Genomic DNA, 20,337 nt, shown 5'->3' on the forward strand with positions numbered 1-20,337 from the left:
TCCGGCTTCGGGACAGCCCTCGCGTCCGGAGCCTCACGCCACCAGGCGGATGGTGGGTGCCGGTGCGTCGCAGGCGTAACGGCGGCAATGCTGGAGGTAGCCGACCTCGTGGCGGCCGGCGAGTTCGACCACGCTCGACCACAGCCAGGACGGTGCCTCCCCGTCGCAACCCCGGGTGACCTCCTTGCGCCACGCGGCACGGACGCCCTCGTCCATCTGCCGGCCATGGGCCTCCCCGACCACGGTGGCGAGGTAATGGGCGGCCCGCACCGCCTCCTCGCGGCCGAACTGGTCGACGTCGAGCTTCAGGTCCTGAGGAGCCAGTTCGCGCATCACAGCAGGCTTGCCGAGGAGATGCACCGGCAGCATCCGCTCGCCGAGATTCGGCGAGAGCGCCCGGGCGCCGGCGACGACGCGCTCGGCGGCGTCCGCCGGCATCCGTGCGCCGGGGGCGGGCGGGGCCGCGGGTGCCACGGCCTCCTTGAGGTCGACGAGCGCCAGCCGGTCCTTGCCGTGCGGCCCCTCGACCCGCACCAGGGCGGCGTAGCGCAGGAAGCCGAGCGAGCTGCACCCCTTCATCCAGTAGGCCGCATCGATCAGGTGCAGGCCCCGCCCGCCGTCGCGGCCGTGCAGGGCGAGCACGAGGCGGCGCACGTCGTCGCGGCCGAACAGGTCGCGGAGGGCCTCCCGCTCGGCTGCGTCCAGCGCCCAGAACTTGCGGCCGAGGGGAATCTTGGGCTCGACATCCTTCAGCCGCTCGCGGGCGAGGTGCTTCCAGTGCCGGCCGAGCGCCCGGCGCCGCACGGTGTGCACCACCTCCGGCTCGGGCGGGGCCTCGCCGGCCCGCACGCCGCCGAGACCCTGCGCGTAGCCGCGGATCATCTCCTCCAGCATCCGCGCGGTGACGACGCCGGGCAGGTCCGAGCCGCGGGCCGCGCTTGCCAGGGACAGCCCGAGGCGGACGAGGTCGTGGGTCGGGTTGCCGACCACCGTCTGGTCGAGGTCGCGGATCTGGATGTCGACCCGGCCCTCGGCATCGGCGAGCGGCCCGAGATTGCCGAGATGGCAATCGCCGCAGATCCAGACCGGCGGACCCTCCGGCAGGGTGCCGCGGGCGAGTCCGTCGAGCCACTCGTAGAATTTCAGGGTGTTGCCGCGCACGTAGGCATGCGCCGAGCGCGCCATCTTCAGGGTGCGCTGACGCTCCAGGACGGCCGCACGCTCCTCGGGGCCGTAGCTTCGGATCTCGGGCATTCCATCACCTGCGCGAACGCGGCCGACACGCTACCTTGGCCGCACTCGACAACGCGCGAGACCGGCACGGCACCGCGCGTCGTTTCGTCTCCGGTGTGGATGACGGTGGATGGTTGGAACGTACACGGGGTACCCCCCAGGAGGGTCGTCTCGCCGGCTCACGCGCCCTGCCTCTCGTCCCCCGACCAGTCCAGCGCCGCATAGTGCGTCCGCAACTCGCGCTTGAGCAGCTTGCCGGCGGTGTTGCGGGGCAGGTCGTCCTGGAACAGGATCCGTTTCGGCACCTTGAACGGCGCCAGCCCGGTGCGGCAATGGGCGATCAGTTCCTCGGCGCCGGCGCTCGCCCCCGGCCGCAGCACCACGACCGCCGTCACGGCCTCGATCCAGCGCGGATGGGGCAGGGCGATCACCGCCACCTCCGACACGGCGGGATGGGTGAACAGCACCTCCTCGACCTCGCGGCTCGCCACGATGGTGCCGCCGGTCTTGATCACGTCCTTCACCCGGTCGACCACCGTGATGTAGCCGGCCTCGTCCATGATCCCGACGTCGCCCGAGTGGAACCAGCCGCCGCGAAAAGCCTCTTCCGTCTCCTGCGGCTTGTCCCAGTACCCGGCCATCAGCTGGGCCGAGCGGTGGACGATCTCGCCGCGCTCGCCCGGCGCCACGTCCTGCATCGCGTCGTCGACCACCCTCGTCTCGACGTTGAAGACCGGGCGGCCGCAGGAGGCCGGGCGGGCATCGTGCTCCTCGGGCCGCAGCACGGTGGCGAGCGGGGCGATCTCGCTCTGGCCGTAGCAATTGTAGGCGCCCGCGCCGGGTAGGCGGGCGCGCAGCTCCTCCAGCACTGGCACCGGCATGATCGAGGCGCCGTAATAGACCCGGGCCAGGGAGGACAGGTCGCGCCGGGCGAAATCGGGCGAGCGCAGCAGGCTGATCCAGACGGTCGGCGGTGCGAAGAACGAGGTGAGGCGGTGCTCCTCGATCAGGCGCAGGCAGGTCTCGGGCGCGGGCGCCTCGATCAGCACCGTCTCGGCGCCGGCGAGCAGCTGGGGCATGGTGAAGGCGTGCATCTGCGCCGTATGGTAGAGCGGCAGGGCGGCGAGCGCCCGGTCGCCGGGACCGAAATCGAGGGCGATGATGCAGCTCAGATATTCGGCGAGCAGGCCCCGGCTCGTCATCATGGCGCCCTTCGGCGCCGCGGTGGTGCCCGACGTGTAGAGAAGCTGCACCACGTCGTCGTCGGCGATGCGAGCCTCGACCGGCTCGACCGCGCCGTCGCCCTGCGCGAGCCGCAGCACGTCGAGGCCTTGAGCGCCCCCGGCAAAGTCTCGAGCACCGCCGAACAGGGTGCCGAACCACGGGGCCGCCGCCTCGTCCAGGGCCTCCCGGGCGTTCCCGGCGAGAGCCGGATCGACGATCAGCGCGCGGGCACCGGATTGCTCGACGATGTAGCGCAGCTCGCGCCCGGTCAGGGCGTAATTGACCGGGACGTGGATCAGGCCGGCGCGGGCGCAGGCGAGCCACAGGATCAGGTAGGCGTCCGAGTTGCGCCCCAGCGCCCCGAGCCGGTCGCCCCGGGTCAGCCCCGCCTCCGTGAGGCCGTGGGCGACCCGGTCGACGGCGCGGTCGAGGGCGGCAAAGCTCCAGCGCCGCTCGCCGAAGGACAGGGCGTTGCGGTCGCGGTGGCGCCGGGCCGTGCGCCGCAGGGCGTCGGAGATGGTATCGCGCCGTGCGCGCGCGGCCTCGTGCCCCGCACGCGTCTCCTGGCCGGCGAGCGTCCCGTCGGATCCCATGTGGCTCCTCCCTCACGGCTCCGTCGTGCCCCGTCTCCGTCACGGGGCCGCGTCGCTCGTCGGCTTTTGTACCGGCAAGTTGTACCGGCAAGTCGGCGCGGCCTGCCCTTAGACTAACGGCGGATGGCGCATCCCGCCGGTCGCCTCCCGGAGCCGTCAGGCGCCGCCGTCCCAGCCGGCCAGGAAATCGAGGAGGAGCCGGTTGACCTCGTCGGGCTGCTCCTCGTGGGGCAGGTGGCCGCACCGGGCGATCGCCGCCGTGCGCAGGTCGCTCGCCATCTCGGCCCACACCGCCTTCATGTCGAAGGCCTGGCCGACGGCACCGAAATCGGCGCCCCACAGCGACAGGACCGGGCAGGCGATCTTCACCTCGGCATCGACGAGGTCCTGCGCGTTGTCCTCCGCGTTGGCGCGGTAATCCGCCATCGCGCCGCGCACGGCGCCGGGCGCCCGGTAGGCCGCGACATAGGTGTCGAAGTCGGCCCCCGAGATGGCGTGCGGGTTGAAGCACCAATCGGAGAAGAAGTGGCGCAGCCACAGATCCTCGCGCCCGGCGATCAGCGCCTCCGGCAGGTCAGGCACCAGATGGAACAGGAAGAACCAGTAGGCCCGGGCGGTCTGGGCGTTCATGTGGCGCGCCACGATCCGGGTCGGCACGTTGTCCATCACGACCAGCCGGTCGAGGCGGTCCGGATGATCCTTGGCGAAGCGGGTGGCGACCCGCGCGCCGCGGTCGTGCCCGACGAGGGCGATTCTGTCGATCCCGAGGGCATCGAGGAGGGCGACGAGGTCCTGCGCCATCGTGCGCTTGTCGTAGCCGCTCGCCGGCTTGTCGGTCTCGCCGTAGCCGCGCAGGTCCGGAGCGATGACGCGGTAGTGCCGGCCGAGCGGCGGGATCTGGTGGCGCCAGGCGTAGCTCGTCTCGGGAAAACCGTGCAGCAGCACGACCGGCGGGCCCGATCCGGCCTCGAGGTAATGCTGCCGGATGCCGTTCGCCCGGATCGTGTGATGCGTGATCGCCGTCATGTCGCGTCCTTCCGCCTGGTCCGTTCTCGGCGGCCAGCATGGCGAAGGCCGCCGGGCGGTCTTTCAGGATCGCGCGGCGTTTTGGACGCCTCGCCGCTGCCGGGTCAGGCCGCCCGTGCCGGGCCGGAATCCAGGGCGGCGACGAGGATCAGCACCGGCGCGACCGCGATCGCGGCGGCACCGACGAGATAGAAGAACAGCGCCGCCAGCCCGCAGCCGAGGGCGAAGGCCGCGACGGCGGCGCTCATCCGGGCGATCCGGCGCCGCGCCGCGTGCTCGGCCGGCACGCCGCGCAGCAGGTCGGCGAGGTCGATCATGATCTGCGTCGTCGTGCCGGTCATCAGGGTCGAGGGCGGCGCCTCGGGCAGGTGCGCCCGGTGCGCCGCGTTCTGCACCGCCATCGCGACGACCAGCACCATGCCGGTGAGGAGCGCCGCCGGACGGTCGGCATCCGTGAACGGTCCGAGCGCGATGGCGAGGACCGTGCCGAGGGCCAGGAAGGCGCATTGGGTCAGGAGCAGCAGGCGCAAGACCGGGCGGCCGGTCTCCTCCAGGCGGCGGCCGGCGAGCCGGGTGGCCAGCACCGCGACGCAGAAGACCGGCAGCGCCAGGAGCTTCGCCCAGGCGCCGGTGGCGCCGTGCACCATCGCGGCGCCGAAGGTCACGAAGTTGCCGGTGACGTGGGCGGTGAACAGGCCCTGGAGGGCGAGGAAGCCGACCGTGTCGACATAGCCGCCGACGAAGCTCAGGATCTGGGCGGGGGAGGGGCGCATGGGGTCGTCCGTTCGAGGGGGAGGGCGGCTCACCAGGCGTAGCGCAGCTCGACGCCGAGATAGGTGCCGTCCTTGCCCCCGGCCTGGCGGATCGTGTCGCCGGCGGCAAAGCGCACCGCCTCGACCGCGCCGGTGAGGCCGGGAGCGAAGACGTAATCCGCGCGCAGCTGCCCGTAGGCGCCGGTCCAGAGATGCCCGCGCCCGGCAGTGCCCGGGACCGGGTTACTCGGCTGGACGTAGACCGCATCGGAAGTGGTCTGGCGCCATTGCAGGCCGAAGGCGGCGCTGACGGCGAGGCCTGCGGCCGGGTGGACCGTCAGCGACGGCTTGAGGTGGAGGAGGTTGGCGTAGCTCGTGTAGCCGGCGAGCGTGAAGTAGTAGCCGTTGGGGAAGAGCGGGTTGAAGGTGTTCAAGGTGGAATCGCCGCGGCGGGCGTCGCCCGAGGCGGCGTCGCCCTGGAGGCCGAGGCGCGGCCGCCAGGGCAGAGTGTCGAGCGTGTAGCCGACGCGGCTGCCGACCGCCCAGGCGGCGATGTCGGTCCGGCCGACGCTGCCGATCTGGCCCATCGCCTCCAGATCCCAGTCGAACCCGCCCGCGGCCCCCGCGTAGCGGATGTCGAGGACGTGGCGGGACTCGTTTCCGACGGCGTCGAGGAAGCGGGCGCCGTCGCGCTCGTAGAGACCCCAATAGGCGGACAATTCCTGATCGCCGAAGACCTTGCGTTCGACCCGCAGGGTGCTGAAGCGGAAGGCCTTGGTGGAGACGTCGTCGAAGGGCTCATAGATCCGGTATTGTACCGGCTGGCTGACGAAGCCGAGCACCCGCCAGGGCCCGGATTCCCAATCGGCCCAGAGCGCATCGAAGGACTGGCGCACGTTCGGTCCGTCGCGCGAGGAGACGAAGCGCTGCAGGTCGAAGGCGAAGTCCTGCCGCCCGGCCCGGGCCTTGAAGGTCCCGTCCTCGCCCGTCCGGCTGTAGGACAGGAAGGCGAGGCGCAGGTCGAGGATGTTCTCGTCGACCGAGGTGATGACGCGCTTGCCCGGTGCCCGTACATCCTCCACCTGCGCGAAGATCTGCCAGTTCTCGTTCAGCCGCGCGTCGAGGTGGATCTGCAGGCGTTGCAGCAGGTACGCATCGCCCCGCGGCCCGCCGATGCCGAAGGCGGGCGTGCGGTTGCTCTCGAAGCGTTCGCGCAGGGTCAGGCCGAGGGACAGGTAGCTCTTCGGATCGGCGGCGAAGAGCGGGATGTATTTCAGGTCGTCGAAGGGCTGGGTGCGCCGGGCCGGATCGGCCAGGGGCGACCAGTCCTCGGCCCAGCGGTTGGTCTTCGTCGCCGGCCGGGTGATCGGGTCGGAGGCGGCGTCCTCGGCGCACGCGCCCGCGCTCAGCAGGCAGAGCGCGACGAACATCCCCGGCCGGACGACGCTCACCGGGCCGCCATACCCGCTTGGTGGATCTCCGCGACGTAACCGCCGGGGAAGCGCACCATCGCGGCGCTCCGGTCACCGGCGGTGACAGGGGCAACCAGCACGCTCGCCCCGGCCGCCTTCGCCTTGGCCAGGGTGTCGGCGAGGTCCGCGACCTCGTAGCCGGTGGTCTCGTGGCCGTAGGGGTAGGGCAGGTGGCCGTCGGTCACCAGCACGGTCACGCGGCCGAAATCGGAGGCGAGGCGCAGACGGCGATAGGTGTCGCCCGGCCGGCCGATCTCGGCGCCGGGGGCCTTCGTGTCGTCGGAGACGACGCGTCCGTGGGAGAAGCGGCGGAAGCCCGCCACGAAGGCCTCGACGCTGTCGGGCGAGACGTAGACCCGGTTCTCCGGCACCGTCGCGAAGGGAGCGTAGTCCGGCTTCGTATTGTGCCAGTAGAGCTGCATGTTGACGCCGCCCGGCCACTGGATGACGGCGTCGCGGCCGATCGGGTCCGGAAAGGTCTGGACGATCACCGCGGCCCCCGCAGCTCGGGCGGAGGCGACCGCCGCATCCATGTCGGCGACGAGGTAGCCGGTGCGCTCGGTCCCGAAGGGATGGGGGATCGGCGTCTTGAAGCCGAACAGCGACACGGTGCCGACCGGCGTCTGGATCAGCTGCGAGGTGGTGCTCGACGGCGTCGGCGTCACGGTCGCGACGACCTGCTTCGTGCTCTTGCCGCCGAAGGTGGCGGTGAAGCTCCCGACGAAACGGTCGACATCCTCGGGGGCCACGTAGACGTGGGTGGTGTCGTATTGCGGCGCGACGGCGACCTTGGGCTCGGCCGCGGCGTCCCGAGCCCGTGCCGGGCCGGCGAGGAGGGCGGCCGCGAGGAGGGAGGCGGCGAGGATGCGCATCATGGAGGGCTCCAGGCGGTTGGCCGTACGAGGTATTTTCGAATATCGGTGAAGCCCATCCCCAACCCTCCCCCCTCTGCGCAGGGCTGTCCGGGGAAAAGAGTAGCGCGGGTTCTCTCCTCTCCCCGCGGGCGGGGAGAGGGCTGACGACACCTTGTCGTGTCGTCGGCAAGCGGAGGCGCAGCCGGAGCGAGGGTGAGGGGGTGTCTCAGGATGAGACTCCTCCGGAATCACCCCCTCACCCTCGCCCTTCGGGCTCACCGCGCTCCCTGAACGGGAGCGCAGTCCTCTCCCCGCCCGCGGGGAGAGGGGAAACCCGCGCCTTTTACTTTTCCCCGGACGATCCTGCCCTCTGCGGGGGAGGGTGGCGAACGGAGTGAGCCGGAAGAGGGGCAGCGCAACGGCGATCCAGAGGGCGCCCTTCAGAACGGTTCAGTCCTTTCCGGAAGCATAGTTCCCCCCTCCCGGCCTCCCCCGCAGAGTGGGGGGGTCGGGACGGCGCGTCACACCGCCCAGCAGGCACAGCCCAACGCCCCCCAGAAGCTCTTCAGATCCGAGACCGGCGCCTGCGACGACCAGGCGGTGGCATGAGCGTGGCCGTGCAGCCCGCAGGACAGCGCGCAGCCGCACGCCGCGCTCGCCTCCCGCGCCACCACGGCTTCCGCCCGCACCGGGCGCTCGCCCCAGGCGCCGTAGCCCTTGAAGGTGCGCACCGGCGACCAGTCCGGCATCGCCGGGGGCGGCGGGGTCTCGTCGAGGGCCGAGAAGGGGCCGGCGGCGTACACCACCCTGCCGCCGACCACCGTCAGGTCGCTCACCGTGTCGGCGATCTCGGCCTCGGCGCAGGCCAATACGTCGCGGTCCGGCACGATCAGGTCGGCGAGTTGGCCACTGGCGATCCGCCCCTTGCGGCCCTGCTCGTTCGAGAACCAGGTCACGTTCTCGGTCCACATCCGGAGCGCCGTCTCGCGGTCGAGGCAGTTGCGGCGGGGGTAGATCTGCATCCCGCCGACCGTGCGGCCGGTGACGAGCCAGGCGATCGAGACCCAAGGATTGTAGGAGGCGACGCGGGTCGCGTCGGTACCGGCCGAGACCGGCACGCCCTTCTCCAGCATGCGGGCGACCGGCGGGGTCGCCGCGGCGGCGCCGTGGCCGTAGCGCTCGACGAAGTACTCGCCCTGATAGGCCATCCGGTGCTGCACCGCGATGCCGCCGCCGAGCGCCGCGATGCGGTCGATCGAGGCCTCCGAGATCGTCTCGGCGTGGTCGAAGAACCAGTTGAGGCCCTCGAGCGGGATGTCCTGGTTCACGCGCTCGAACACGTCGAGGGCGCGGGAGATCGTCTCGTCGTAGGTGGCGTGCAGGCGCCAGGGCCAGCGGTTCTCGGCGAGCACCCGCACCACGCCCTCGAGCTCGTCCTCCATCTCCGGCGCCATGTCGGGCCGGGGCTGGCGAAAGTCCTCGAAATCGGCCGCCGAGAAGACCAGCATCTCGCCCGCGCCGTTGTGCCGGAAGTAGTCGTCGCCCTGCTTGTAGCGGGACGACCTGGTCCAGGCGAGGAAGTCCTCCTTCTCGGCCTTCGGCTTCTGGGTGAAGAGGTTGTAGGCGAGCCGCACGGTGAGCTGGCCGGCATCGGCCAGCGTCTGGACGACCTGGTAATCCTCCGGATAGTTCTGGAAGCCGCCGCCGGCATCGATCGCTCCGGTCACGCCGAGCCGGTTCAGCTCGCGCATGAAGTGGCGGGTCGAGTTGACCTGGTACTCGAAGGGGAGCTTCGGCCCCTTGGCCAGCGTCGCGTAGAGGATCGCGGCGTTGGGCTTGGCGAGCAGCAACCCGGTCGGGTTGCCCGCAGAATCGCGCAGGATCGATCCGCCCGGCGGCTCCGGCGTGTCCCGGGTATAGCCGACGGCCCGCAAAGCCGCCCCGTTGAGGAGCGCCCGGTCGTAGAGGTGGAGCAGGAAGACCGGGGTATCGGGGGCGACGGCGTTCAGCTCCTCGAGGGTCGGCAGGCGTTTCTCGGCGAACTGGTGCTCGGTGAAGCCGCCGACCACCCGCACCCATTGCGGCGGCGGCGTCACCGCCACCTGGCGCTTGAGCATCGCCATCGCGTCGGCGAGCGAGCGCACGCCGTCCCAGCGCAGCTCCATGTTGAAGTTGAGCCCGCCGCGGATCAGGTGGAGGTGGTTGTCGATGAGGCCGGGCAGCACCCGCCGCCCCTTGAGGTCGACCACCCGCGTTCCCGGCCCGGCGAGCCCCATCACCTCGTGGTCGGATCCGACCGCGGTGAAGACGCCATCGGAGATCGCCACCGCCGAGGCGGTGGGGCGCGAGGGGTCGAGCGTGGTGACGAGGCCGCCGCGCAGGATCAGGTCGGGGTGAGCCGCAAAGCTCATCGAAGCTCCTCGATCGAAAAGGAAAGGCGGTGCCGGCGGGGGGGCCGCCGGCACGCGATGTTGGCTCTGACGGTCAGGCCGGCGGGTTCGCCGGCGCTTTCTGCTCGACCGCGAAGCTCTTGCGGTGGAGCAGGCTCGACAGCACGGCCGGGTGGCCGCGCCAATACGAGACGGCCATCTCCCCGGCCAGGATGCCGAGGAGGCCGACGAGCGCGATGATCGGCGGCGCGGGCGACTTCACGCCGATCAGCCCGTAGGCGACGCCGACCGCGAGGCCGGCGGCAAGCGAGAGGAGGTACGGCAGCATCGCGTGCCGATCGTTCGGCTCAGTGGCCTTCGGAGGCGCCGAACATCGACTTGGCGTAGATGATGCCGAGGCCGTAGGCGCCGCCGTACTTCTTGGCGATGCCGGTGGTCATCTCGTAGGTCTCGGTGCGGGCCCAGTCGCGCTGCAGTTCGAGCATGTATTGCAGCGAGGTCATCGGCTGCACGCCGGCCTGGATCATCCGCTGCATGGCGCGCTCATGCGCCTCGTCGGAGACGTCGCCGCAGGCATCCGCGATGACGTAGACCTCGAAGCCCTGGTCGAGCGCCGACAGGGTCGGGCCGACGATGCAGACCGAGGTCCACAGGCCTGCGAAGACGAGCCGGTCCTTGCCGATCGCCGACACCCGGGCCACCACGGCGGCGTCCTCCCAGGTGTTCATCGAGGTGCGGTCGAGGAGCTTCTCTTCGGGGAAGGCCGAGGTGATCTCCTCGAACATCGGGCCCGAGAAGCTCTTCTCGGCCACCGTCGTCAGCACCGTGGACACGCCGAACCCGGCGGCGGCGCGCGACACCAGGGCGACGTTGTTGCGCAGGGTCACGGCGTCGATGGACTTCGTCGCGAAGGACATCTGCGACTGGAAGTCGATCATGATCAGCGTGTGATCATGCGGCGAGACGAGGCGCTTTCCGGGCGTCGGCGTCGCTTTGATGGCCATGAGTCGGGCTCCTTCACGCTCGTCCTGGCGGACGGTGACCGTTGCGCCACCGCTCATCGGATCGGCGGCAGTGCCCGGCTTCTAGTCCCCCCGGGGACATGCGGATTGGAGGCTTTGCGCGCGGGTTGGACGATTGCGCTGTCGTGAGCGGCAAGGGCGCGGGCCGCGGGGCCCTTTTCCCCGAGGGGCCCGACGGCGTGTCCCGCCGGATGAGGCGCAGACCCGATCTCCGTTTCAACGAGGATGTGCGCCGGGAAATGCCCGAAACCGAGCGGTCCGTGCCGCACCCCTGCATTCACCGCTACGGCATCGCCCCGGCAGCGCAGGTCGAGGAGGTGTTGCCGGTGCCGAGGCGTCTCGCACCCGCCACGGTGACCGTCCGCTCTCGGTCCGGCGGAGGCGGTTCGACGGCAGCCCGGACGCTCCGGCATCGATCCACATGAGCATCACGGCGTCGACCATCGGGGGTCTCCCGGGTACGGGGTTGATGTCGGCAACCCGATCCCGACCCGTCACCGCCGATGGCCATCCCCGCGTGAGATCACGCGAGCCACAGCGCTGGGAAGGCGCGCAGGCAAGCCCTCCCGCTTTCGGTCACGACGCCACTCCAGGGGACACGAGCCCTGGAGGAGTATCATCGTATGACCGGAACCTCGGTGCTGATCTGTCGATGGTGTCATGGGAAGAGCACCTCGGCTGGAGAAGTCTCGGTCGGACCTGAGCCCCTCAGCTCAGCGTGATGGCGGAGAGATCGATGGACACCACGAGCGGCTCGGGCATCGGCCGGCCGTCGGGCCGCCGCGGGAAGATCCGCCGCCGCGTCGGAACCTTGATCCCGGAAACGTCGACGTAATCCGAGAGAAAATGCGCGCCCGGCGTGCTTCCGGCGATCTCGACGTCGTAGTCGTGCCGGGCGATCAGGCCGTCGGCATCGACGTAGAGCGTCTGTACCCGGCTGTGTGTCGCAATGGTGGACGCGAAGGTCGCCCGCAGCCGACGCCAGACCGTATCGCCGTCGCGCCAGGGCTCGATCTCATGCGTCTCGACACCCGGATAGGCGAGCAGGAACGGCATGTTGAGGTAGGTCCACATCGCACAGCCGGCGAAGTAGGCGAGTTGCGGATCGCTCCAAGGCGTCTCCAGGGTGTGAGCCTGGAACGACGCGCGCGGGTCGACGAGTTCCTCGATCATCGACCCCGCCGCATCCTCGATCGAGACCCGATCGGGCGTGAAGCGGGAGCGCCGTCCGTCGCTCCCGAACGGCGCGTGCGAGGCCCATTCGTCGCGCAGGCCCACCGTCACGTCGACCGCATCGAGTAACCCCGCCTTCCCTTTTAGAGCCCAGAGCGCGCCGCCCTGCATGAGATGCGCGTTCATCGTCGAGAATCGGTTCCAGCGTGCGAGGCCGCCATGGGCGTCGAGCATGGTCGCGAGCAGAGTCGTCATGTCGTCAATCCGCTGTTTGGTGGTCGGCGAGGAAGCGGCTGCTCCCGGCAGTCAGGTCCGCCGTGAGCCCGGACCGTGCGGAAATCGAAGCTGGGCCCGGGACCGCGTCGAGGGGGGAGAAGAGCCGCTGGTTCATGGATGAGCGTCCGTTGCGTCCGGGATCAGGCTTCGGCCGAGGCCGCGAAGGCGTCGAGGGCGCGGGTGCCGTAGACGATGGCCGCTCCCGCCCCGAGGCTCGCGGCGCCCCCGAGCGCCTCGTCCAGCTCCGCTTGCGTCGCGCCGAGCTTGCGGGCGGCGTCGGCGTGGACGGTGATGCCGCCATCGCAGCGCAGCGTCACCGCGACGGCGACCGCGATCAGCTCGCGCACCTCGGCTTCGAGGTGATTGGTCTTCTGCCCCGCCGCGCTCAGTGCACCGTAGCCCCCGATCGTCTCCGGGCTGAGCTTGGCGAACCCGCCGACACCGGCCGTCACCTGCTGCCGGTAGAGGTTCCAATCCATCATGTGCATGTCGCTGTTCCCCCGGAGTGCAGCTGGCGGCTCGTCCATGGCCATCAGGGCTAAGCGGTCCGGCGGCCGCGGTCGTGAGAGGCGTCGTGAGACGTCGTGAGGGAGTGTACGGCACCGCTTCTCATGCCTCGCGGGCGCTCGCAGGTCCGAGGATGGCGGGGCGGATGCGACATCGGCGATCGGCCGGGATCGGCGGGAAGGCCGCGTATCGCCGAGGACGGATCAAGCGGAGCCGCGACCCGGAATCGTGCCGGGTCAGGCCGACGCGAGCCGGCGCAGCCCCATTGCGTCGTCACTCCACGATGGGGCATATGCCGGGCGCAGGCCGGGCCGCGGCGCCTTCATGCCACGGCCGGCACGAGAGCATCGGCCGTGACGCCGACGAGCAGGGATCCCTCCCGTCGGCGTATCGTTCGAATGTCGGGTCCTGCTGTCGCTCAGGCCCCGGCGAGCTTCGTGTTGGCGATCGGCAGCGACCGGATCCGCTGCCCGGTCAGCGCCGCGATGGCGTTGAGGATCGCCGGGGGCACGCCCGGCAGGCCCGGCTCGCCGACGCCCCCCATCGGGGCGCCGCTCTCGACGATGCGGACATGGACCGCCGGCATGTGCTCGCGGCGCAGGATCGGGTAGGTGTCGAAGTTCTGCGACTGGCGCAGGCCGTCGCGGTAGACGATCTGCTCGAACAGGACCGAGGAGGTGCCGAGCGCGGCCGCCGACTCGACCTGCGCCTTCACGATCGCCGGGTTGACCACCGAGCCCGGATCGAAGGCGATCCAGAGGTTGTGCACCCGGGCCTCGCCGCCCTCGACCGAGACTTCCGCGATCGTCGCGGTCTCCGACCCGAAGGGCGAGGCGAGCGAGATACCGCGAGCCCGCCGGCCAGCCCCGGCCGCGTAGGGGCCGCGCCGCCAACCGCCGGCGAGGTCGGCGACCTCGCGCAGGAGCCGCAAGTGGCGCGGCTTGTCCTTCAGGAGCGTCATCCGGAGTTCGAACGGGTCGTGCCCGCCGGCCAGCGCCACCTCGTCGAGGAAACTCTCGTAGAAGGTATCGTTCATCGAGTGGCCGACCGAGCGCCAGAACGCGATCGTCACCGGATGGGCGACCTTGGTGAAGGTCATCCGGCGGTTCGCGATCGCGTAGGGCTTCTCGACGATGCCCTCGACGGCGGAAGGGTCGACCGGCGTCTTCATCAGGGCACCGAAGTAGCGGCCGATCGGCCCCTCCCCGACGGTGCGCACCTCGATCGCCGTCGGGTTGCCGGCCGCGTCGAGGGCGGCGCGGAAGCGGCTGAAGCTCAGGGGACGCAGGCCGTCGCGGGCGAATTCCTCCTCGCGCGACCACAGCACCTTCACCGGCCGGCCGGTCGCCTTCGCGAGCAGGATCGCCTGCGGGAACGGGTTGCCGGACTCGTAGGGGAAGTGCCGGCCGAAGAACCCGCCGAGCATCGGCGAGTGGATGCGGACCTTGTCCGGCGACAGCCCCGCGACCTTCGCCGAGATGCCCTGGAACAGCTCCGGCATCTGGTTCGGCAGCCAGACGTCGAGGGTGCCGTCTTGGTTGAAGCGCGCGATCGACGAGGGCGGCTCGAGCTGGGCGTGGGCCAGGTAGGGGGCCGCGTACTCCGCCTCTACCACCTTGGCGGCACGCGCGAAGGCGCCGGCGGCGTCGCCTTCCGCCTCCGCCGCGTGGCCGGCCTCCGTCGCGCCCTTCAGCGCCGCGAGCAGCCCGTCGGAGGAGAAATCGGCCGCGACCGTGTCGAGGCCGGTCGCCTTCGGGGCGCTCCAGCGCACGGTCAGCGCCTCGACGGCCTTGCGCGCCCGCCACCAGCTGTCGGCGGCGACCGCCACCGCCCCGGGGAGGCGGTGGATCGAATGCACGCCCGGCATCGCCCGCACCCCCGCCTCGTTGTCGAGCCCGACCGGCTCGGTGCCGGGATGCGGCGCGTGCGCCACCGCGGCGTAGAGCATGCTCTCGACCTTCTGGTCGATGGCGTAGACGGCGCGGCCCGTCGCCTTGTCGCGCACGTCGATCCGGGCCACCGGCTTGCCGATGTAGCGGAAGGTCTTGGGGTCGCGCAGGGCTGCGGCCTCGTTGGGCTTGAGCGCCATCGCGTCGGCGGCGAGCGCGCCGTAGGCGAGCGTGCGGCCGGATGCGGCGTGGACCACGGTGCCGTCGCGGGTGGTGATCTCGGCCGCCTGCACCTTGAGCCGCGCGGCCGCCGCGCGCACCAGCATGTCGCGGGCGGTGGCCCCGAGCTGGCGCATCAGCGGATAGCTGGAGCGCGTCGAGAAGCTGCCGCCGGTCATGCGGATGCCGTTGACCACCGCCTAATCCGGGCCGGGCGGGGCGCACTCGACCACGAAGCGCGCCGGATCGACGTCCAGCTCCTCGCCGACGATCTGGGCCATGCCGGTGGCGATGCCCTGACCGCCCTCGACGAAGGGCGACAGGAAGCGGACCGTCCCGTCGGGGCGGATCTCCAGGAAGGCCGGGACCCGGGTGCCGGGCTTTTGCGCGATCGCGCCGGCGCCCTCGGCGGGTCCCTGCGCCTCCGCCCGGGCGCGGCCGGGCAGCGCGACGGCGAGCACCAGCGCGCCGGCCGCGGCGCCGATGAGATGGCGTCGCGAGAGGATCGCGGTGCCGGTGGTGGCCCGGGAGGGCGTGCGCAGGATCTGGTCCATGGGTCGCCTCCCCTCAGGCCGCAGCGTGCCGCACGGCGGCGGCGATGGCGTTGTAGGTGCCGCAGCGGCACAGGTTGGTCATCGCAGTGGCGATATCGTCGTCGCTGGGCTTCGGCGTCTCGCGCAGCAGCGCGGTCGCCGCCATCACCTGGCCCGACTGGCAGTAGCCGCATTGCGGCACCTGCGCGGCGATCCAGGCCGCCACCACCTTGCGGCCGACCGGATCGGCCTCCACCGCCTCGATCGTCTCGATCTTGGCCGCGCCGACCGAATCCACCGTGACCTGGCACGAGCGGGTTGCTTGGCCGTCCATCAGCACGGTGCAGGCGCCGCATTGCGCGATGCCGCAGCCGTACTTCGTGCCTGTCATGCCCAGCGTGTCGCGCAGGACCCAGAGCAGCGGCGTGTCGGGCTCGACATCGACGCGGTGGGACTGGCCGTTGATGGTCAGGTCGAACATGGCGGACCTCTCCTGGATGGCGAGAGTGGATGGTGGCCGGGGGTCCGAGCGCCCGCGGCCTGCCGGGATCGTGCGCGTGGAGCCTGTCGTAGGCGCCCTGCCGCGGGGGTGTCGTGCGAGGCCTCGTGAGATTCCGTGAGCCGGCGGCTCGATCAGACCTCGTCGCCACCCTCCGACACGAGGCGGGTCTCGTAGACGCGATCCTTCATCAGGACGTTGGCGGCCTGGAAGACCGCGAGCGCCGCGATCGACATGAGTTGCAGGCCCGGGGCGACCACAACTCCCACCTTCCGCATCGGTCCGCCTGCCTGCTGCCGGACCGGACGGGAGGCGGTCGGGCTTGGGCGTATGTTAGACCATCAAGCGAGGGCGGCAGCGGCGGATCCGGACGTAGACGTCACGATTCCAGACATTCGCGGTCGATCGGACCGGACCATCGGCTTTATCCGGTCACAGGGCGGCGACGGAGCCAGCCCCGGCGCGGACGCTGCGCGGCCCGGCTCCGTAGGCCCGCAGGAACGCCCGGCGCATCCGCTCGCGGTTGGAAAACCCCGTCTCGCGCGCGATCTCCTCGATCGGCAGGCGGCTTTGCTCCAGCATCAGCTTCGCCGCCTCCAGGCGGATGCGCTCCACCGCCTTGGACGGCGAGGTGCCGGTCTCCGCCCGGAACAGCCGGGTGAACTGGCGCGGGCTGAGGCAGGCCACCGCCGCCAGCGCCTCGGTCGTCAACGGCAGGTGGAGGTTGCGTCCCGCATAGGCCAGGACGGCCTGGATCCGGTCGGTGCGGGCGTCGAGATCGAGGAAGGCCGAGTGCTGCGCCTGGCCGCCGGCCCGACGGCGCTCCATCACGAGGCCGCGGGCCACGCTGACGGCGAGGTCGCGGCCGTGGTCGTGCTCGATCATTCCGACCGCGAGATCGATGGCGGCCGACATGCCGGCCGAGGTCCAGAGGGTGTCGTCGACGACGTAGATCTTGTCGATGTCGAGCCGGCAGGCCGGATAGCGCGCGCGGAACTGCGGCGCGAAATGCCAGTGGGTGGTCGCGCGCCGCCCGTCGAGCAGGCCGGCATCGCCCAGCATGAAGGCGCCCAGGCACAGCCCGGCGACCCGCCGCGTCGAGCGGGCGGCCGCGCGGAGATGGTCGGCGAGGACGGGGGAGGTCGTCGGCGGATTGATACCGGCCGCGACGAGGAGCGTGTCGAAGGCCGCCGGGTCACCGAGCGGCTCGGTGGCGAGGTCGGGGCCGAGGCCGGACCGGATCGGACCGCCGCGCTCCGACAGCAGGTGGACGTCGTAGAGCGCCGCCCCGGCGTAGCGGTTCGCCACCACGAACGGCGAGGTCACGGCGAGACCCATGAAGTCGAAGTCGGGGCCGATCACCAGCCCTATGCGGCGCGTCGTCGTCATCGGCTCCGTCCCCTTTCCCGCGTCGCACCATCGGCCCGGACTCCGGCCGTGGCAAGCATGGCGGCCGGAAACGAGGTATGATGATTCCCCGTGGGAAGGCAGGCGCTCAGGCGGAGGAATGTCCGGAAAGGTGGCATCTACGTCCGAGGACCCGGATGATCGGGGATACGGCTGCGCTATGGTGCGCCGGCCGGTTTCGTGCGCAGGGAGCGATCCCCGCCAGGGATGGAGCCGGCGGCGGCTCGGGCGATCGGCGTCGGGCGGATGCGGGAGCGGCGGCATGACGAAGGCAAGCGACGCCACGGCGGGCCCGCCCGGCGCGGCGCGGCCGGAGATCGTGTTCGGCGTCTTCACGCTGCTCCCCGAGCACCGGCGCCTTCTGGCGGGGGAGTCCGCCGTCAAGCTCGGCAGCCGCGCCCTCGATCTCCTGATCCACCTCGCGTCGCGGCCCGGCGAGGTGATCGGCCATCGCGAGCTGACGGCCGCCGCCTGGGCCGGGGCGCAGGTCGAGGAGAGCAACCTCCGATTCCAGATCGGGCAGCTGCGGAAGGCGCTCGCCGAGCATGCGGACGGGGCCGAGTACGTGACGAGCGTGCCCGGCCGCGGCTACTGCTTTACCGCGAAGATGACGCCCGCCGCGTCGGCCCAGCCGGTGCCCATGGTCCGGCTGGCCGGCGCGCCGCTCCTGCCGCCCGCGCCGTCGAACCTGATCGGCCGGTCCGCCGATGTCGAGATCCTGCTCGGATGCCTGGCGCGCCATCGGCTGGTGACGGTGGTCGGCACCGGCGGCGTCGGCAAGACGACGCTCGCCGCCGCGGTCATGCATCGGCTCGGCGGCCCTGCCGGGCCGTCGCCGTCCTTCGTCGACCTGACGACGCTGGACGATCCCGGCCTGGTGCCGAGCGCCGTCGCCTCGGCCCTGGGCGTTCCGGTCGGATCGGCCGATCCGCTGCCGCAGGTCGTCAAGGTGCTGGCGGATACGGACGCCCTCCTCGTCCTCGACAATTGCGAGCACGTCATTGATGCCGTCGCGCTCGCGGCCGAGGCCATCCTGCACGGCGCGCCCGCCGCGCGCATCCTCGCGACGAGCCGGGAACCGCTCCGGCTGTCCGGCGAGGCCGTCCACCACCTCCTGCCGCTGGCGGCGCCCTTCACCGACGCGGACGATCCGCTCGCCTTCTCGGCGGTCCAGCTCTTCTGCGACCGGGCCCGCCTGCAATCGCCCGACCTCGCCCTCGATCCGGCCCAGGCCCGGCTCGTCGGCGAGATCTGCCGGCAGGTCGACGGTCTTCCCCTGGCGATCGAACTCGTCGCGGCCCGCATGCGGACCCTGGGTCTCGCCGGCCTCGTCGAGCTTCTGCGCAACGGCGCCGAGCTCGCCCACCGCAGCGCCGTCCCCCGCCACCGCAGCCTTCAGGCCACCTTCGACTGGAGCTACGCCCTCCTGTCGGAGGCCGAGGCCCGCGCGCTGCGCGCCCTGTCGATCTTCACGGGCCACTTCTCGCTGAATGCGGCCCTGTCGGTCCTCGACGACGGCACGGACCGGTCCGATCACCTGGAGGTCCTCAGCGCGCTCGCCGACAAGTCCCATCTCGTGCTGGAGGCGGCACATGGTCCGGAGCCCGCCCAGGGCGGCGCCCGCTACCGCCTGCTCCAGATGACGCGCCAGTTCGCCCTCCGGAAGCTCCGTGCGGCGGACGAGGAAGCGGGCGTCGCCCGCCGGTACGTCGCCTGCTACGCAGGCCTGCTCGAAGGCGCCCGGGCGGCGAGCGGGACGCGGCACGGTGGCGACGGGGTGGCGGCCCTCGCCTTCGAGATCGGCAACGTCCGCGCCGCGCTGGTCTGGGCGTTCGGGCCGGACGGCGACGCGCGAGCGGCGGTCCGGCTCGCGGCCTGTTCCGCGCCCCTGTTCCTGCACCTGTCGCTGCTCGCCGAATGCGTCGACTGGACCGGGCGGGCGCTCGGGACGAAGGAATTCGCCGCGCTCGGGCCGAAGCTGCGGCTCGAACTGAAGGCGGCACGCAGCGTCGCCCTGCGCTACACCAAGGGCAACGGCGAGGACGCGCGAACCGCGCTCCACGAGGCCCTGGACCTGGCCGAGGCCGAGGGCGATCTCGCCTACCAGATCCGGTTGCTGGAGGGCCTGTACATCTTCGCGCTCCGCCTCGCGGACTTCAAGGCCGCGATGGCCTATGCGGAGCGCGGCCGCGCCGGAATTTGGCACTCGCTCAGCGATACCGGGCTGGCGACCGGCGACTGGATGGTCGGCGTCCTCGATCATTTCATGGGGCGTCAGGCCGAGGCGCGTCTGCGCTGCGGGCACGCCCTGCGCAACTTTCCGCTCCAGCGCCGGCCCGAGGTGGTCCGCTTCGGCATCGACCAGCGCATGCTGGCCCACTGCGCCATCGCCCGCGCGCTGTGGGTGCAGGGCCTTCCCGACCAGGCGGCGGCCGCCGTCGACGGGGTGGTCCGGGAGACCGAGGCGATCGGCCATCCCGTCTCGCTGTGCACGGCGTTGCTCTGGACGGCGCCGGTCGCCCTGTGGTCGGGCGATCTCGACCGGGCGGCGGAGGCGCTGGCTACGGGGCGGGTGCTGGCCTCGCGGCACTCGCTCGTCCCCTACGAGCTTCTCGCCCGGGCGCTGACCGGGCAGCTCCACGCGCTCCGCGGCGATCCGGAGAGCGGCGTCGCGCTCCTGTCCGAGGGCCTGGCGGGCCTCGTCGCGGTGTCGCACCTGACGATGAACTCGGCCCTGCAGCTCGCCCTCGCCGAGGCGCTGATCGAGGCGGGGCGGCCCGGCGAGGCCCTCGCCGAAGCCGGGTCCGCCCTGCTCCGCATCGAGCGCGACGAGGAGCTGACGCTCGTCCCCGAGGCGTGGCGGATCAAGGGCCGGGCCCTCGCAGCGCAGGAAGCGGACCGGGAGGCGGAGCGTGCGGAGGAGGCGTTCCGCCACGCCCTCCGGATCGCGCAGGATCAGGGGGCGTTGTCCTATCGCCTCCGAGCCGCGACGGATCTCGCCGAATACCTCTCCCGCCGGGGTCGTGCCGCCGAGGGAGCGGGCCTGCTCTCGCACGTCTGCGATGCGCTGACGGAGGGCCGTTCCACCCGGGATGTCCTGAGGGCGACGCGGCTTCTCGCGCGCCTGACCGCGTGACGGGGCCGGGCGTGCCAGCGCAGCTCGCTTCGTCCCGTCTCACGGGATCTCACGAGCCCTCTCGGTACATCTCCCGCCCCCGCCGATATCACCGGGGGACAGGTTCGAGCGGGTCGTGGTCACGGCAGACGG

The 20,337-nt window shown here is 71.6% G+C and carries 15 protein-coding genes and 1 pseudogene; 1 reads left to right on the forward strand and 15 read right to left on the reverse strand.

Going from position 1 to position 20,337, the window contains the following annotated elements; genetic code table 11:
* Positions 1–33: 33 nt before the first annotated feature.
* The 15 genes and pseudogenes from AC3AOF_RS02470 to AC3AOF_RS02540 form a co-directional block, all read right to left on the reverse strand.
* Complete coding sequence (locus AC3AOF_RS02470) at positions 34–1,254, reverse strand: DUF2252 family protein (protein ID WP_488347604.1); 1,221 nt, start codon at positions 1,252–1,254, stop codon at positions 34–36.
* Between the two features lie 158 nt (positions 1,255–1,412).
* The gene (locus tag AC3AOF_RS02475; RefSeq protein ID WP_488347605.1) at positions 1,413–3,050 is read right to left on the reverse strand and encodes an acyl-CoA synthetase; all 1,638 of its coding nucleotides are present in this window, start codon (positions 3,048–3,050) and stop codon (positions 1,413–1,415) included.
* Positions 3,051–3,206: 156 nt separating this feature from the next.
* On the reverse strand, positions 3,207–4,076 hold the full coding sequence (locus tag AC3AOF_RS02480) for an alpha/beta fold hydrolase (protein WP_236990966.1): 870 nt from the start codon (positions 4,074–4,076) through the stop codon (positions 3,207–3,209).
* A 104-nt stretch (positions 4,077–4,180) separates the two neighbouring features.
* A complete protein-coding gene (locus tag AC3AOF_RS02485; RefSeq protein WP_236990967.1) occupies positions 4,181–4,849 on the reverse strand; it encodes a YoaK family protein in 669 nt (222 codons plus the stop codon).
* 29 nt (positions 4,850–4,878) lie between these two features.
* The gene (locus AC3AOF_RS02490; RefSeq protein ID WP_236992843.1) at positions 4,879–6,258 is read right to left on the reverse strand and encodes an alginate export family protein; all 1,380 of its coding nucleotides are present in this window, start codon (positions 6,256–6,258) and stop codon (positions 4,879–4,881) included.
* 17 nt (positions 6,259–6,275) lie between these two features.
* Positions 6,276–7,175, reverse strand: coding sequence for a VOC family protein (locus tag AC3AOF_RS02495; protein ID WP_488347606.1), 900 nt, complete (start codon positions 7,173–7,175; stop codon positions 6,276–6,278).
* Positions 7,176–7,675: 500 nt separating this feature from the next.
* Positions 7,676–9,565 (reverse strand): amidohydrolase, encoded by a 1,890-nt coding sequence (locus AC3AOF_RS02500; RefSeq protein ID WP_488347607.1) that lies wholly within the window; start codon positions 9,563–9,565, stop codon positions 7,676–7,678.
* Between the two features lie 73 nt (positions 9,566–9,638).
* The gene (locus tag AC3AOF_RS02505; RefSeq protein ID WP_488347608.1) at positions 9,639–9,872 is read right to left on the reverse strand and encodes a DUF1427 family protein; all 234 of its coding nucleotides are present in this window, start codon (positions 9,870–9,872) and stop codon (positions 9,639–9,641) included.
* Between the two features lie 19 nt (positions 9,873–9,891).
* The gene (locus AC3AOF_RS02510; protein ID WP_236992844.1) at positions 9,892–10,542 is read right to left on the reverse strand and encodes a hydrolase; all 651 of its coding nucleotides are present in this window, start codon (positions 10,540–10,542) and stop codon (positions 9,892–9,894) included.
* 732 nt (positions 10,543–11,274) lie between these two features.
* On the reverse strand, positions 11,275–11,994 hold the full coding sequence (locus AC3AOF_RS02515) for a hypothetical protein (RefSeq protein WP_488347609.1): 720 nt from the start codon (positions 11,992–11,994) through the stop codon (positions 11,275–11,277).
* A gap of 161 nt (positions 11,995–12,155) precedes the next feature.
* Positions 12,156–12,503 carry a carboxymuconolactone decarboxylase family protein gene (locus AC3AOF_RS02520; protein ID WP_488347610.1) on the reverse strand — a complete coding sequence of 116 codons (348 nt, stop codon included), beginning with the start codon at positions 12,501–12,503 and terminating at the stop codon, positions 12,156–12,158.
* Between the two features lie 437 nt (positions 12,504–12,940).
* A pseudogene (locus tag AC3AOF_RS02525) lies at positions 12,941–15,184 on the reverse strand (xanthine dehydrogenase family protein molybdopterin-binding subunit).
* A gap of 13 nt (positions 15,185–15,197) precedes the next feature.
* Positions 15,198–15,644 carry a (2Fe-2S)-binding protein gene (locus tag AC3AOF_RS02530; RefSeq protein ID WP_488347611.1) on the reverse strand — a complete coding sequence of 149 codons (447 nt, stop codon included), beginning with the start codon at positions 15,642–15,644 and terminating at the stop codon, positions 15,198–15,200.
* A 152-nt stretch (positions 15,645–15,796) separates the two neighbouring features.
* Positions 15,797–15,940, reverse strand: a complete 144-nt coding sequence (locus AC3AOF_RS02535; protein ID WP_236990975.1) for a type 1 glutamine amidotransferase family protein — start codon at positions 15,938–15,940, stop codon at positions 15,797–15,799.
* A 154-nt stretch (positions 15,941–16,094) separates the two neighbouring features.
* A complete protein-coding gene (locus AC3AOF_RS02540; RefSeq protein ID WP_488347612.1) occupies positions 16,095–17,051 on the reverse strand; it encodes a GlxA family transcriptional regulator in 957 nt (318 codons plus the stop codon).
* A 280-nt stretch (positions 17,052–17,331) separates the two neighbouring features.
* Between AC3AOF_RS02540 and AC3AOF_RS02545 the strand changes: the two genes are divergently transcribed.
* A complete protein-coding gene (locus AC3AOF_RS02545; protein ID WP_488347613.1) occupies positions 17,332–20,205 on the forward strand; it encodes an ATP-binding protein in 2,874 nt (957 codons plus the stop codon).
* Positions 20,206–20,337: the final 132 nt, after the last annotated feature.

Source organism: Methylobacterium sp. 142-1Y, from assembly GCF_057747795.1.

Excerpts from the sequence above, each read along its gene's own strand:
- AC3AOF_RS02515 (WP_488347609.1), bottom strand. The coding sequence starts at position 11,994 with ATGACGACTCTGCTCGCGACCATGCTCGACGCCCATGGCGGCCTCGCA.
- AC3AOF_RS02500 (WP_488347607.1), bottom strand. The coding sequence starts at position 9,565 with ATGAGCTTTGCGGCTCACCCCGACCTGATCCTGCGCGGCGGCCTCGTC.
- AC3AOF_RS02470 (WP_488347604.1), bottom strand. The coding sequence starts at position 1,254 with ATGCCCGAGATCCGAAGCTACGGCCCCGAGGAGCGTGCGGCCGTCCTG.
- AC3AOF_RS02475 (WP_488347605.1), bottom strand. The coding sequence starts at position 3,050 with ATGGGATCCGACGGGACGCTCGCCGGCCAGGAGACGCGTGCGGGGCAC.
- AC3AOF_RS02495 (WP_488347606.1), bottom strand. The coding sequence starts at position 7,175 with ATGATGCGCATCCTCGCCGCCTCCCTCCTCGCGGCCGCCCTCCTCGCC.
- AC3AOF_RS02540 (WP_488347612.1), bottom strand. The coding sequence starts at position 17,051 with ATGACGACGACGCGCCGCATAGGGCTGGTGATCGGCCCCGACTTCGAC.
- AC3AOF_RS02480 (WP_236990966.1), bottom strand. The coding sequence starts at position 4,076 with ATGACGGCGATCACGCATCACACGATCCGGGCGAACGGCATCCGGCAG.
- AC3AOF_RS02505 (WP_488347608.1), bottom strand. The coding sequence starts at position 9,872 with ATGCTGCCGTACCTCCTCTCGCTTGCCGCCGGCCTCGCGGTCGGCGTC.
- AC3AOF_RS02535 (WP_236990975.1), bottom strand. The coding sequence starts at position 15,940 with ATGCGGAAGGTGGGAGTTGTGGTCGCCCCGGGCCTGCAACTCATGTCG.
- AC3AOF_RS02490 (WP_236992843.1), bottom strand. The coding sequence starts at position 6,258 with ATGTTCGTCGCGCTCTGCCTGCTGAGCGCGGGCGCGTGCGCCGAGGAC.
- AC3AOF_RS02485 (WP_236990967.1), bottom strand. The coding sequence starts at position 4,849 with ATGCGCCCCTCCCCCGCCCAGATCCTGAGCTTCGTCGGCGGCTATGTC.
- AC3AOF_RS02520 (WP_488347610.1), bottom strand. The coding sequence starts at position 12,503 with ATGCACATGATGGATTGGAACCTCTACCGGCAGCAGGTGACGGCCGGT.
- AC3AOF_RS02545 (WP_488347613.1), top strand. The coding sequence starts at position 17,332 with ATGACGAAGGCAAGCGACGCCACGGCGGGCCCGCCCGGCGCGGCGCGG.
- AC3AOF_RS02530 (WP_488347611.1), bottom strand. The coding sequence starts at position 15,644 with ATGTTCGACCTGACCATCAACGGCCAGTCCCACCGCGTCGATGTCGAG.